This window comes from Acinetobacter sp. 10FS3-1 (genome assembly GCF_013343215.1).
In the GTDB taxonomy this organism is placed as follows: domain Bacteria; phylum Pseudomonadota; class Gammaproteobacteria; order Pseudomonadales; family Moraxellaceae; genus Acinetobacter; species Acinetobacter lwoffii_C.
Window position 1 is genome coordinate 1,321,020 of record NZ_CP039143.1, and the last position, 14,417, is coordinate 1,335,436.

A 14,417-nucleotide genomic window follows, 5' to 3' on the forward strand; every position below is an offset into this window, starting at 1 on the left:
CTTAGTCCTTCTTCAAGTGTTTATCAAGGATCGCATAGCGTTCGTTTTCAATACGCTCTACTTCAGCAGCCGGAACATAGTAATCCACTTTCTTGGTGAAAGAAGAAACGATGAAGCTGATAATTGAAGCAATGAAAGTAACGAATACTAACCACCAGATGTGCCAGATTAACGCAAAGCCCATTACGGTGATAAACATAGCGATAACGAAACCAGCAGCACGGTTAGTCGGCATGTGGATGTCTTCATACTTCGTTGGTTTTGCATAAGCAACACCATTTTCTTTGTCAGTCCAGAAAGTATCAATACCATTGATCTTCGGAAGATAGGCAAAGTTGTAGAACGGAGCAGGGGAAGAAGTAGACCACTCAAGCGTACGACCATCCCATGGATCGCCAGTCAAATCTAGACGTTGGTCACGCTGTAGGAAGCCAACTACGATTTGCATAATGAAACATACGATACCAAATGCAACTAGGACAGAACCGAACATTGCAATGTTTACATACGGATCCCAGTCTGGGTTGTCAAATGTATTCAGACGACGAGTCATACCCATGAAACCAAGGATATAAAGCGGCATGAATGCAAAGTAGAAACCGAAGAACCAGAACCAGAACGCCAGTTTGCCCCAAGTTTCATTCAGTCTCCAGCCAAACATTTTTGGCCAGTAGAAAATGATACCTGCGAACATTGCAAATACTACACCACCAATAATTACGTTATGGAAGTGAGCGATCAGGAACAAAGAGTTATGTACCAGGAAGTCCGCTGGTGGAACTGCCATCAATACACCAGTCATACCACCAATACCGAAAGTCACCAGGAAGCCCAGTGTCCATAGCATTGGCGTAGTGTAGACAATACGACCCTTATACATGGTGAATAACCAAGAGAAGATTTTCACACCTGTAGGAATCGCAATAATCATGGTCATGATACCGAAGAACGCGTTAACGTTGGCACCTGCACCCATGGTAAAGAAGTGGTGAACCCATACAACGAATGACAATACGGTGATTGCTACTGTTGCATACACCATCGATTTATAACCAAATAGCGTTTTGCGGCAGAATGTTGCTACAACTTCTGAGTAAATACCAAAAGCAGGTAAAATCAGAATATATACTTCCGGATGACCCCATGTCCAAATCAGGTTTACGTACAACATCGGGCTGCCGCCTAGGTCGTTCGTAAAGAAATGGAAACCGAAGTAACGGTCAAGCGTTAGCATTGCAATTGTTGCAGTTAACACCGGGAATGCGGCAATGATCAGTACAGACGTACATAGTGCAGTCCAGGTAAAGATCGGCATTTCCATCAGCTTCATGCCAGGTGCACGCATTTTAATGATGGTAACAAAGAAGTTAACACCCGTTAGAAGCGTACCTAGACCAGAAATCTGCAGTGCCCAGATATAGTAATCCATACCGACGCCAGGTGAATATTCAATACCTGACAGTGGTGGATACGCCATCCAACCTGTTGCTGCGAATTCACCTAGAGCAAGTGAAACCATCATCAGACCCGCAGCACCAGCGAATAGCCAGAAGCTTAAAGAGTTCAATAATGGGAATGCAACGTCACGTGCACCGATTTGAAGCGGTACAGAGATGTTCATTAAACCAACAACAAGACCCATCGCTACGAAGAAGATCATGATTACACCGTGTGCGGTGAAGATCTGGTCATAGTGTTCAGGGTGTAAGTAGCCTTCGCCGCCACCTTTTGCAAGGAACTGCTGAAGACGCATCATGATCGCATCGGCGAAACCACGCACCAGCATGATCACTGATACGAGGATATACATGATACCAATTTTTTTATGGTCTACCGATGTGAACCATTCGTTCCACAAGTAGCCCCATTTCTTGAAGTAGGTAATACCAGCAACAACTGCGATACCACCCAAGATCATCATTGCAACTGTGACCAATACGATTGGATCGTAAGGAATTGCATCTGGACCTAACTTACCTAAGAAGCTCATTCTTATTCTCCTTGAGAAGCAGTCGCATGTTCAACAGCTACATGAGCTTCAGAAGCCGCAGCTTCATCATGAGCAACAGCGTCAGTCGCTGTAGCCTCTACAGCCGGAGCTGAATGGTCAGCACCATGGTAGTTACTCATATAGTTATTAATCACAGATTCAAACAAGCCCGGCTCTACAGAAGAATAATAAGTCACAGGATGTGGCTGAGTCTTATATGGACCTTCTGCCTGAGCAGTTGCAGCGAGTTTTTTCTCTAGATCTGTTCTTGCATTACGAACCATTGCATCAATTTGTTTTTGTGAACGGTTGCCATCACGTAAGGCTGCAAATTCAGCTTGATCTAGAACAGTCTTTTGAACTGCTTTTGAATTGACTGAAGTACCATTACCTGACTGAACAGCAGAAACCCATTCAGCAAACTGAGCATCTGTCACAGAGTGAGCACGGAAATGCATTTGTGAGAAGCCGTAACCTGAGTAGTTGGAAGAGAAACCGCGGTAGCCTTCAGCCGGGCTAGTTTCATCAGCCAAGATATTCAAGTGGGTTTGCATACCTGCCATTGCATAGATCTGACCACTTAACGCCGGGATGAAGAACGAGTTCATCGTGAAGTTAGAGGTTAAACGAAGGCTTACCGGAGTTTTCTCAGGGAAACGCAATTCGTTAACAGTTGCAATATTTTGCTCAGGATAGATGAAAATCCATTTGAATTGTTCTGCAATTACTTGAACAGTTAGTGGTGCTTTATCCGCCTCAATTGGACGGTATGGGTCATACTTGTGGGAACCCCACCAAGTTAACCAGGCTAAAACACCAATAATAATGACAGGAATACCCCATACTACAATTTCAATCGCAGTAGAGTGTGCCCATGTAGGTTTATAGTCTGCGTCTTTATTCGATGCGCGATATTTCCAACCGAACCATAATGCCATAATGATAGATGGAATAACCACCAACAGCATTAAGTAGATCGCAGTCATCATCAGGTTACTTTGACCTTCAGCAACTGGACCTTTAGAGTTCAGAAGTACTAAATCACCACCACACCCAGTTAAGAGTGCAGCCATCGCAGATAAAGACAATACAGCTAAAATTGTTTGTCTCATTTTACAACCTCGGTGAAGAGTCCCATTCCCTAATTTAATATGGGATAGCGATTAAAGTGTGGCATGACTAAAAAGGCTGATTTTTTATAAAAACATCCTTCTGGTCACAACACACCGCTACGTTGTGGGGCATTATGCCTGATATTGATAAACTAAGCTATATATAAAGGTGCTTTAAATCCCTGTAAAAGAAACTGATTTTGCTGGTCGGGATTTAAGAATAATTGTTGGAATTTTATTTTAATTTCAACGTAATGAGGGAAAATGGGATGCACTCCATCCCATTTAAAAGAATGATAAGTTATTGTTTTACGACTTGTGTTTTAGCAAGTTTATCATGCAGGGTCTGTCGTTTTTCCCCCAGACCAAAAGCCCAGTCAATGATTGTGCTGATTGGCATAAGCATGATATTCAAGAAAATAAAGCATACACTACGAATTGTAAAAGCACGTAGCAGACTGGTTTTCTCCCCAGTTTCAGCATCTACAATCTTAATTTTGGTTAGTTTTTTCCCGATACTCTGTCCTGATTTCGCAATCAGAAAAGCCTGTATTGCCAGCATGATAATGAGGTAAAGCGCGGTGGCGATCCAGGCCTGCTGTGAGAACATTTCGAACATTTGGGTTTGTAATTGTTGTGCCAGAGCAGGGTCAGCATTGCTGTCCAGCATGACATTTATAAACTCCTGATTCAGGGTTGCAAACTGAGTTTCCTGTGCCGGTGTAAAGAAAGCTGTCAAAATGAACGTCGCAGGAAGCCATAATAACAGATCAACAATCTTGGCAAGAATACGACTCGGGATGCTGGCCAGCTCATTTTTATTGGTTGTATGTTGAGCGTGGGTCTGAGTAGAAGAGGCTGGGGTTGAGGTGGTGTGCTGATAGGCAGTTGATGCAGGTGCAGGCGCGGGGGGGATATAGCCCTCAGGCATATATACTGATTTTCCTTGCGTCAGTTCACCTAAAGCCTTCCACTCTGTCATACCCTGATGCCAAGCCAGATCAGTCAGTAACACTTGCTGGTCAGCAAGCATCTGATTGAGTTGTTCCAAGGTATAAGGACCAGCTTGTTGATTATTTCGTGCCAAGTAAATCTGCATATAAACTGAATCTCAAAATGTAAATTTGAAAAAAGAACTGAAATCAGACTCTCTTGCGTTTTATGTTAAAACAAATAGAAGCGCCTGTGTTTAGATATAGAGATAAATTCAGTATTTTCAAGAATATTGATAACTGAAATTCTCTCTGGGTGAAACTAGTGTAGCAAGGATTCGTGATTTTAGTACTCGAATATGGATTTCAGTGCTAATTAATTATGGCAATTTATAGGGTAATTAAATGTTGGTATTTGTTTGTGCTTGAATTAAGAATGTGTACAGAGTGACCTATATTAAAATAATTAAAAATCAATAGACTAGGCTTTTCTGGAAACTGATTTACCACTATCTTTAAGCCATAAAAAAGACCCTGAAACGGGTCTTTTTTATCAGCATTTAGTTATGCTTTTTGAGCTTTTTCTTCAGCCAGGAAGAACCAGGTATCTAGTACAGAGTCCGGGTTTAGAGACACAGATTCAATGCCTTGTTCCATGAGCCATTGTGCAAGATCTGGATGGTCTGAAGGACCTTGACCACAGATACCTACATATTTGCCTGCTTTACGGCAAGCATGGATAGCCATCGAAAGTAGCGCTTTAACGGCTGGATCACGTTCATCAAACAGGTGAGAGACGATACCAGAATCACGGTCCAGACCAAGTGTAAGCTGAGTCAAGTCATTTGAACCGATTGAGAAGCCATCGAAGTGCTCCAGGAATTGTTCAGCTAATAATGCGTTCGTTGGCAATTCACACATCATAATAACTTTCAGGCCATTTTCGCCACGTTTCAAACCGTTTAAGGCAAGAAGTTCGATTACACGTTTTGCTTCAGCAACTGTACGTACGAATGGAATCATAATCTGTACGTTGGTTAAGCCCATTTCGTCACGTACTTTCTTCAGTGCGCGGCATTCAAGTTCGAAGCAGTCACGGAAGTTGTCAGACACATAACGGCTGGCACCACGGAAGCCCAACATAGGGTTTTCTTCTTCTGGTTCGTATAACTTACCACCGATCAAGTTGGCATATTCGTTTGACTTGAAGTCAGACATACGCACAATTACTGGCTTGTCAGCAAATGCAGCAGCAAGGGTAGAAATACCTTCGACCAGTTTTTCTACATAGAACTCGATCGGAGACGCATAGCCCGCAGTACGTGCCATAACTGCCGCACGAGTTTCACGTGGCAGGCTGTCAATATTTAATAGCGCTTTAGGATGCACACCAATCATACGGTTGATGATGAACTCCAGACGAGCTAAGCCAATCCCTTCGTTTGGAATTTGTGCAAAGTCAAATGCCCGATCCGGGTTACCGACGTTCATCATGATTTTGAACGGCAGTTTTGGCATTGATTCGATAGAGTTGGTTTGAATTTCGAAATCAAGTGCGCCTTCATAAATGAAACCAGTATCACCTTCTGCACATGATACCGTCACTTCCTGACCATCTGTCAGAACTTCGGTAGCATTACCACAGCCGACAATCGCTGGAACGCCAAGTTCACGAGCAATAATAGCCGCATGACAGGTACGCCCACCACGATTCGTCACAATAGCAGCAGCACGCTTCATAACTGGTTCCCAGTCCGGGTCAGTCATGTCAGATACAAGTACGTCACCATCTTGTACTTTGTCCATCTCTTTAATAGAGGTCACGATACGGACTTTACCAGAACCGATGCGTTGACCGATTGAACGGCCTTCACAAATCACGGTGCCGCGTTGCTTTAACAGGTAGCGCTCCATTGTACCAACGTTTTCACGGCTCTTTACAGTCTCAGGGCGTGCTTGAACAATGTAAATTTTACCGTCATCACCGTCTTTCGCCCATTCAATATCCATTGGTGAGCCATAGTGATTTTCAATGATGATTGCTTGTTTAGCAAGTTCTTGAAGTTCTTGATCATTCAGTGCGAACTGTTGACGATCTGCTTTTTCTACATCCACAACAACTACAGACTTACCTGCAGCGCCTTCTTCACCGTAGATCATTTTTTGGTGTTTAGAACCTAGGTTGCGGCGTAAAATCGCGTGTCGACCAGCATTGAGAAGAGGCTTGGAGATATAGAATTCATCCGGGTTAACCGCACCCTGTACTACCATTTCACCCAAGCCATAAGATGCAGTGATAAATACCGCATCACGGAAACCAGATTCTGTATCCAGCGTAAACATTACACCGGCAGCACCTGTTTCAGAGCGAACCATGCGTTGTACACCTGCAGAGAGGGCAACCACGTCATGGGCAAAATTTTGGTGTACACGATAAGAAATTGCGCGGTCGTTGTACAAAGAGGCGAACACTTCTTTAATTGCGATCAGCACGTTGTCAATGCCGCGAATGTTCAAGAAGGTTTCTTGCTGGCCTGCAAAAGATGCATCGGGTAAATCTTCTGCGGTCGCAGATGAACGAACGGCAACCGCGATGTCAGGGTTGCCGTTTGAAAGCTCTGCAAAAGCTGTACGAATTTCTTTTTCTAATTCCGCTGTAAGTGGAGTATCCACAATCCATTGGCGAATTTTTGCGCCAGTTTCAGCCAGAGCATTTACATCATCTACATTCAGTGCTGCAAGCTCTGCATTAATTTTAGCGTTTAGGCCACTCTGCTCGAGGAACTCACGATAGGCATTTGCAGTTGTTGCAAAACCACCTGGCACTGATACACCAGCCTTTGATAAATGGCTGATCATTTCACCTAGTGATGAGTTTTTCCCACCAACAAGCTCAACGTCGTGCTTCCCTAATTTTTCAAGACCAATTACGCGCGCTTCCAAAGTTGTTACTCCACTTTTGCAGTATTAATCACTATCTTGGCATGAGAGTATAGCAAATCGTCTAGGTTTTTGATTTTACTAAGCGACAGTCATGTAAGATCGGTTTACTATAAAGATTATATAGCACTAAGACAAATGTTTGAGGAGAATTTTAATGTCAGAAGGTAAACAAATTCAGCGTAGTGTTTTCTTTATTTCAGATGGTACTGCCATCACCGCTGAAACGCTTGGCCACTCGCTGTTAGCGCAGTTTCCCCATGTAAAATTTGACATTCATATTATCCCTTACATTAGCTCTGAAGAAGCCGCTACAAGTGTGGTGGCAGAGATCAATGCAAGAGCTCAAATAGACGGTGAAAAACCTCTGGTATTTGATACTTTGGTTGATCCTTATGTGCGCGATATTATTAATACAGCAAATGCGGTAAATCTTGATGTATTTGAAGGGCTTATTAGTAAATTGGCTGATGAGTTAGGCACGATTCCTACGACTTTAGTCGGTCAGACTCATGCGGTTACAGATTCTGAATCTTATAAGGCTCGTATTGATGCAGTTCATTTTGCACTCGATAATGATGATGGCGCACGTACCCGCCATTATGATAAAGCTGATTTGATCCTGATTGGTGTGTCACGTTCGGGTAAGACACCCACCTCCATTTATCTGTCTTTACAGTTTGGAATTCGTGTGGCCAACTATCCATTGACTGAGGAAGACCTGGATGACAATCGCCTGCCAGCAGTACTCAGACCGCATAAGAACAAGCTTTTCGGCCTGATGATTGATGCAGACCGTCTGGTGGCAATCCGTACCGAACGTAAAGCCAATAGCCGTTATGCAAGTTTTAGTCAGTGCCAGATGGAGCTGCGTGCGATTGAAGGGATCTATATTTCAGAAGGCATTAAATACCTGAATGTCTCGGAAATGTCGATTGAAGAGATTTCCACCCGTGTGCTACAGATGACAGGTCTCAAGCGTCGTATCGGTTGAAAAGTATCCAGGACCAAGCCTTAGCTTGGTCTTGATTTATAGATAAAAATAAACAAATCTCCCAAATTTATAGAAATAAAATATGAGAATTATAATTACAGAAAATGTTTACAATCACATTGAGAAATAAAAGAGCTGAATCATTATTAATTCTGGTTACTTAAGCAGCTTAATTCTCATTGCTGAGGTGGCTTAGAGGGTCTTAAAAGTCATCGAAGCTTATGTAAATGACTATTGTGCATCATGTTCTGGTAAATAAGTATGCACAATAACTTCGACTTGATGCTGATCTCCATTAATACAATAGAGAACATTGCCTGTAATTTTCAGGATTGGCCAAGTAATGAGCTGGCAGTTTTCACGCTGTAGCGCGACATAATAATCATCGGACTTTAAGTACACTTTGGGCGGCGTTGCCAGATTAGGCATTAACTGACGTCTTAACCAGACATTGGCGACTTGATTTTCCAGATAGCGCAGTGAAAGTATGCTTTTAACCCGGTTATTGAACAGGCGTCTATTTTTGCTGATTAAAGGATGGTGAAACATGCGCTGCAAGCTACGGGTAGAGCAAGGCAAGATAAATTGCGGACTAATCTGGAAAACTTTAACGGATTGAGCTTGCTGAGTGAGCCGGTCAAGCTGACTGACCGTAAACTGATCGGTTCCGATAATCGCAATGTGTTTTCCTGCACAATCAAATTCAGCCAGTTTGGAAGAAGCAAGTTGAACTCCCGTAAATTGCTGAAAACACTCAGCCCGATTTTCAAAAATACCGATGTGTGTATCCTGCTTGCTGGACATTTGTGTTCCTTGAAATTATTTATTAATTGGTTTTATTTTGAATAGATATAAACAAAATTGTGGAACAATAAAAGCAGAAAATTTAACTTAGGCAGTCATCTAATTTATAGAAACAGAGATTTGATTTCTACTAAAGCATAGAAAGAGAGATCGCGTAAAAAGCTATTTTAAAAAGAAAAAACTTGCATCGGTGATATGCAAGCAGTTCTTCTGCTCACGCGTGAGGATGAGCAGAATATTTCAACTTCTAATTGAGGAGTTTTATTGCCCATTCTTGATATGCATGAGCAAATCAAAGTTATGCAGGCGTTTGTCTGTATCATAAATATCACAAGTAAAAATAAACTCATCAACCTCATATTTTTCCAAGAGTAATTCTAGGCCCTGTTTTACCGTAGCTTTAGAACCTACTTGCGCCATACCAAAGAAATTATCTACGGACATTTTTTCAGGGGCTGACCACAGGCCTTCCATCGAATTAACAGGGGCTTTTAGTTTCAGGCTTTGACCACGAATCAGCGCCAATACTCGCTGATAAGCACTGGTGACCAGATAATGAGCTTCTTCATCTGTATCAGCTACACAGGTGGGCACACCCATCGACACATAAGGGCGGTCCAGATATTCAGAGGGTTCAAAGTTGTCACGATATAATTGAATGGCCTGGCCCAGCATACGTGGGGCAAAGTGCGAAGCAAAAGAATAGGGTAGACCGAGTTTTGCTGCCAGTTGTGCACTAAACAGGCTCGAACCTAATAACCACACAGGTACGTGTGTGCTTTGGCCTGGAGTTGCCACAATGCGTTGGCCTGGAATCGGATCTTTAAAGTATTGCAGAATTTCTAAAACATCCTGCGGGAACTGATCTTCAGTTTCCTGACGGCCACGACGCAAAGCACGCATGGTCATTTGATCTGTTCCGGGTGCGCGGCCCAGCCCCAGCTCAATGCGCCCCGGATATAAGGTAGCCAGAGTACCGAATTGTTCAGCTACTATAAGTGGTGCATGGTTGGGCAGCATAATTCCGCCTGAACCCAACTTGAGAGTCTGGGTGTTTGCCAGTAAATAGCCTAAGAGAACAGCCGTGGCCGAACTGGCGATGCCGTCCATATTATGATGCTCTGCCAGCCACATCCGGTGATAACCCAGTTTTTCAGCGGTCTGTGCTAACTCTAAAGCATGTTGCAAGGAAAATTGAATGCTTTTGTCGTCTCGAACCGGCACCAGTTCAAGAATAGAAAATTGAATATCTGCGAGTGTGCGCATGATCAATCCAAATAAAAAATAATTGTAGACAGCATACGATTTTAGGCCGGTTTTGTATATCGATAAAAAACGATATAAATACAAAAGCATAAAAAAAGCATCCGAAGATGCTTGAAGGGTAAAACAGAAAAGAAGAGTAAATTAACGGCGTTTGCCATTTTTATAATGACCTAAATGGCGGCCATTATCGTGACGATTGTTATAGCGATAATCATTGTAGCGATAGCCATTTGAATTATAACGGCGATCATTACGGTCATCATAGCGGCGGTCCTCACTCACTTTCTTGCCCAGTACTGAACCACCAGCAGAGCCTAAAGCTGCACCAATCAAGCCGCCATTGCTGCCTCCCATGTTATTGCCTACCGCATAACCGGCACCACCACCCAGTGCTCCACCAATAATTGCACCATTACGATCACGTTTATTGGCTGAAACTGCTGCGCCTGCACCACCGCCAATGGCTGAACCAATGGTTGCGCCAGTTTGGCCGCCTAGCTGTTTGCCTACGGCAGCACCGGCCACTCCACCCAGAGCAGAAGCAAGAGCAGTATTGGTTGAATTGCCGGCATTGGCTGCTGTCATACCCATGGCTGAGGTTGCAATAACAGCAATTATTAAATTCTTATAGTTCATGAGTACACCTATAAAATATCTGGATCTAATTTGCATAACTTATAAGTTAAGGCAGTAAATTTGAGTGAACATGAAGTCAATGTTATAAAACTGTATGGGTTTTATCCTTTATTTATTCATAATCTTAGAAGGTATTAAAAGGTATATTAAAAAAGCACCCGAAGGTGCTTGTTAAATGTCGTGGGTTTAAAACTTAGTGATGGCGATGACGCTTTTTCCAGTGTTTAGAGCGTTTTTCCGCAGCACGATCAGCAGCTTTGTCCTTAGAAATTTTGTTACCCAATGCTGCACCACCAGCAGCACCTAATGCTGAACCGATATAACCGCCATTTGTGCCGCCCATGTTTTTACCTACGGTATAGCCTGCGCCACCACCCAATGCACCACCGATTGCAGATTCGGTGCGGTTACGCTTGTTGCTCGCGACTGCAGCGCCACCTGCACCGCCCAGTACAGCACCAATGGTTGCACCTGTATTACCACCCATATTTTTACCCACTGCCGTACCCGCAACGCTGCCTAAAGCACTGGCTGCTGCAACACGTGCAGTACTGTCGGCATGTGCATTAACAGTCATCATTGAGCCGGCAGCAAGTGCTGCACTCATTAAAATTGCATTGAGTTTCATATCCAACTCCATGTCCCTACAGGACTATAATTAATTTCGATGCGCAAAATGTAACAAATCATGCATAAAAAAATGTGAAGATCAATCTCCATATTTGCTGGCTTTGTTGGGCAAATTGTAAAATGAGCGAAGAATAAGAATGTAATCGCTTATAAAAAAACCAAGCACGAGTATCTTGATCATATTGGTTAACAAATCTCAGGATCGTACAAATCTGCTAGGCGGACTTACTCAATAATGATGTTCATTAACCCAGAGAATCGTTAAACTAGGCGCAATTTTTTGATTTCGCTGTGCTAAATGAGTTTTAGTTGCAGCCTATGTTTGAGATTTTTTAGAAAATGAAAGAATCGTTACGTTTACGATTAGACCAACTCTCTGACCGCCACGAAGAACTGACTGCATTATTGGCTGATGCAGAAGTCATTTCAGATAACAAACGCTTCCGTCAATTGTCTCGCGAGCATAATGACTTGACCGAGATTAGTGAAGTCTGGAGCAGATACAAACAGGCAGAAGAAGATATTGAAACTGCGCAAGCAATGTTATCCGATCCTGACTTTAAGGAAATGGCACAGGAAGAGATCAAGGAAAATAAAGCCCTGACTGAGCAGTTGGAAGCTGACTTGAATATCCTGATGATTCCGAAAGATCCGAATGATGCAAACTCGGCTTATCTGGAGATTCGTGCCGGAACGGGTGGGGATGAAGCGGCGATTTTCTCGGGCGATTTGTTCCGTATGTATAGTCGATTCGCAGAAACGCAGGGCTGGCGTATCGAGATACTTTCTGAAAACGAAGGCGAGCATGGCGGTTATAAAGAAGTCATTTGTCTTGTAAAAGGTGAAGGTGTCTTTGGTCGCTTGAAATTTGAAAGTGGCGCACACCGGGTACAGCGTGTACCCGCGACCGAGTCTCAGGGCCGTGTGCATACTTCCGCCTGTACGGTGGCAATTCTGCCAGAAATTGATGTAGATACGACTGTGGATATTAATCCGGCAGATTTACGTATTGATACTTACCGTGCTTCGGGTGCCGGTGGTCAGCACGTGAACAAAACGGATTCTGCGGTACGTATTACCCACCTTCCAACGGGAACTGTGGTGGAATGTCAGGAAGAACGTTCACAGCATAAGAACAAAGCTAAGGCAATGGCGCTGCTGGCATCACGTCTGGAAAATGCCAAACGTGCTGCTGCTGATGCAGCGACTTCGGAAATGCGCCGTGACCTGGTGGGTTCGGGTGACCGTTCTGAGCGTATCCGTACTTATAACTATCCGCAAGGCCGTATGACAGATCACCGCATTAACCTGACTTTATATAAATTGGATGCCGTGATGGAAGGTGATCTGACCGAGCTGCTCGATAGCTTGCAGCGCGAATATCAGGCTGATCAGCTTGCAATGCTGGCACAGCAGAATGGTGGCTAATGAATATTTTAGAAGCACTGGCCTTACGCGGCGAAGCTGAAAGTTATGAGCGTCAGGAAAATGCCTGGCTGCTAGAGCACATTACCAAGATTGATTCTTTTGATTTGATAATGAAGAAAGAGCAGCAGCTGACAGCAGAACAGGAACTGGCTTATATTGAAGGTTTGGCACGTATTGCAGCGGGTGAGCCTTTGGCCTATGTCACCGGTTCACAGCCTTTCTGGACACTGGATCTGAAAGTAACTCCAGATACTCTAGTGCCGCGTCCAGATACAGAAGTGCTGGTCGAAACTGTCCTGAAACTGGAGCTGCCAGAAGATACACGTCTGGTCGATTTAGGTACAGGAACAGGGGCGATTGCCTTATCTCTTGCATCTGAACGTCCTCAGTGGGCAGTGACGGCTACAGATATTTATGAACCCACACTGGAAGTCGCCAAATATAATGCTGAAAAGCATGATTTAAATCATGTGCAGTTTGTACTGGGCTCATGGCTAAAACCATTAGGCCGCCAGTTTTTTGATGTGATCGTATCTAACCCGCCGTACATTGATGCCGATGATGAGCATATGCCAGATCTGGCGACTGAGCCAGAACGTGCGCTGGTTGCGGACAAACAGGGTCTGGCTGATATTGAAATGATTATTCTGCAAGCTAAAAAGCATCTTGCGGTGAATGGCTGGGTGGTACTGGAACATGGCTATGATCAGGGGGAGGCGGTACGTCAGCTGTTTACTCAGGCTGGTTATAAGCAGGTACGTACCCTGAAGGATTATGGTGGAAATGACCGCGTAACACTGGGGCAGTGGCCACATTAATCCTTCATCCATGCGGGTTCTTATTGATGAAAAAGCGGCTGCACTGAGTCGCTTTTTTATTGGAATATGAGTTTTAGAGGCATTTCTATCAAGACAGGAAGCGGCTTGAAAACTTGATTTTGCAAATATGGAATTTCCTTGTCAAAGCTTGGTAGCTGGCCAATATCTTAGCTGGCCGCCCTTCGTTTTATGGCCCTGAATCATTACTCCGGCAGGATGGACACTAACAATCCTATCTTCATAAGTGATTTGCTATTGGTTTTATTATTCAAACCAAAAAGCGATGCCAAGGCACCGCTTCTGAATAATCCTTTAGACGAATTACATCGGATAATCTTCTAGACAGTCATAAATTTCGACTTGATCGAGGCTGCCGGTTTCCATTGCCAAGCATAATGCGACAACTTTTATCGTATCTGTCAAAAATTTTTCATCTTTTAAGTCAATGCCTTGCTGTAATTCCTGCATACGCTCTGCCGGAATTTCAAGTGCATGCGCTGTTTCCGTTGCGTCCACCTGGTTAAAGAAGTGCGAAATTGCGTCTTTCAGTTCTGCATCCGATGCATTCAAAATTCCTTGATTCAACTGCTCTGTCAGCAGATCAGTTGAAGAAGATAAAGCTTGAGAGAATTTTTGAGCAAGGTTTTGACCCAGCACATCAGTCATCTTTAACATGGAGATACCTTCAACAATAAAGGAGAAAAGGGAGAACATAACCCAAAGGGATGTTTTAAGTTGGTTGAAAATTAACCTATATTGAGTGAAAATGCAAAGCTTTGTAGATGACTGAGCAGTAGGATAATTTAAGAGAATAAGCCTTGAAATATATAACTATCAGATAAATATGAGCTTAAATGGGTTTTAGAG

The 14,417-nt window shown here is 43.5% G+C and carries 12 protein-coding genes; 3 read left to right on the forward strand and 9 right to left on the reverse strand.

The annotated features are described in order from the left end of the window. Position 1: 1 nt before the first annotated feature. The 4 genes from cyoB to ppsA all read right to left on the reverse strand — a co-directional run bounded on the left by cyoB (position 2) and on the right by ppsA (position 6,977). Positions 2–1,990 (reverse strand): cytochrome o ubiquinol oxidase subunit I, encoded by a 1,989-nt coding sequence (gene cyoB, locus E5Y90_RS06195; protein ID WP_151204405.1) that lies wholly within the window; start codon positions 1,988–1,990, stop codon positions 2–4. Between the two features lie 2 nt (positions 1,991–1,992). Then, positions 1,993–3,102 (reverse strand): ubiquinol oxidase subunit II, encoded by a 1,110-nt coding sequence (cyoA, locus tag E5Y90_RS06200; RefSeq protein ID WP_151204404.1) that lies wholly within the window; start codon positions 3,100–3,102, stop codon positions 1,993–1,995. A gap of 301 nt (positions 3,103–3,403) precedes the next feature. Then, positions 3,404–4,201 (reverse strand): RDD family protein, encoded by a 798-nt coding sequence (locus E5Y90_RS06205; protein WP_174659704.1) that lies wholly within the window; start codon positions 4,199–4,201, stop codon positions 3,404–3,406. Between the two features lie 397 nt (positions 4,202–4,598). Then, the gene (gene ppsA, locus E5Y90_RS06210) at positions 4,599–6,977 is read right to left on the reverse strand and encodes a phosphoenolpyruvate synthase (protein ID WP_174659705.1); all 2,379 of its coding nucleotides are present in this window, start codon (positions 6,975–6,977) and stop codon (positions 4,599–4,601) included. Between the two features lie 154 nt (positions 6,978–7,131). Here ppsA and E5Y90_RS06215 point away from each other — a divergent pair, with 154 nt between their 5' ends. Next, positions 7,132–7,968 carry a pyruvate, water dikinase regulatory protein gene (locus tag E5Y90_RS06215; RefSeq protein WP_151204401.1) on the forward strand — a complete coding sequence of 279 codons (837 nt, stop codon included), beginning with the start codon at positions 7,132–7,134 and terminating at the stop codon, positions 7,966–7,968. 231 nt (positions 7,969–8,199) lie between these two features. Here the strand turns inward: E5Y90_RS06215 and E5Y90_RS06220 are convergent, their stop codons facing one another. The 4 genes from E5Y90_RS06220 to E5Y90_RS06235 all read right to left on the reverse strand — a co-directional run bounded on the left by E5Y90_RS06220 (position 8,200) and on the right by E5Y90_RS06235 (position 11,302). Beyond that, positions 8,200–8,772, reverse strand: coding sequence for a flavoprotein (locus E5Y90_RS06220; RefSeq protein ID WP_151208113.1), 573 nt, complete (start codon positions 8,770–8,772; stop codon positions 8,200–8,202). 261 nt (positions 8,773–9,033) lie between these two features. Next, on the reverse strand, positions 9,034–10,038 hold the full coding sequence (locus E5Y90_RS06225) for an LLM class flavin-dependent oxidoreductase (RefSeq protein WP_174659706.1): 1,005 nt from the start codon (positions 10,036–10,038) through the stop codon (positions 9,034–9,036). 141 nt (positions 10,039–10,179) lie between these two features. After that, positions 10,180–10,674 carry a glycine zipper domain-containing protein gene (locus E5Y90_RS06230; protein ID WP_151208115.1) on the reverse strand — a complete coding sequence of 165 codons (495 nt, stop codon included), beginning with the start codon at positions 10,672–10,674 and terminating at the stop codon, positions 10,180–10,182. 193 nt (positions 10,675–10,867) lie between these two features. After that, positions 10,868–11,302 (reverse strand): glycine zipper domain-containing protein, encoded by a 435-nt coding sequence (locus tag E5Y90_RS06235; protein WP_151208116.1) that lies wholly within the window; start codon positions 11,300–11,302, stop codon positions 10,868–10,870. 341 nt (positions 11,303–11,643) lie between these two features. Here E5Y90_RS06235 and prfA point away from each other — a divergent pair, with 341 nt between their 5' ends. Both prfA and prmC read left to right on the forward strand, forming a co-directional pair. Continuing rightward, positions 11,644–12,732 (forward strand): peptide chain release factor 1, encoded by a 1,089-nt coding sequence (prfA, locus tag E5Y90_RS06240; RefSeq protein WP_151208117.1) that lies wholly within the window; start codon positions 11,644–11,646, stop codon positions 12,730–12,732. After that, positions 12,732–13,550: a peptide chain release factor N(5)-glutamine methyltransferase gene (gene prmC / locus E5Y90_RS06245; protein ID WP_174659707.1), complete on the forward strand. Its 819-nt coding sequence runs from the start codon at positions 12,732–12,734 to the stop codon at positions 13,548–13,550. Before prfA ends, prmC begins: the two co-directional genes overlap by 1 nt. Before the next feature lie 321 nt (positions 13,551–13,871). Here prmC and E5Y90_RS06250 read toward each other — a convergent pair whose 3' ends face one another. Then, positions 13,872–14,225, reverse strand: coding sequence for a hypothetical protein (locus E5Y90_RS06250; RefSeq protein ID WP_174659708.1), 354 nt, complete (start codon positions 14,223–14,225; stop codon positions 13,872–13,874). Positions 14,226–14,417: the final 192 nt, after the last annotated feature.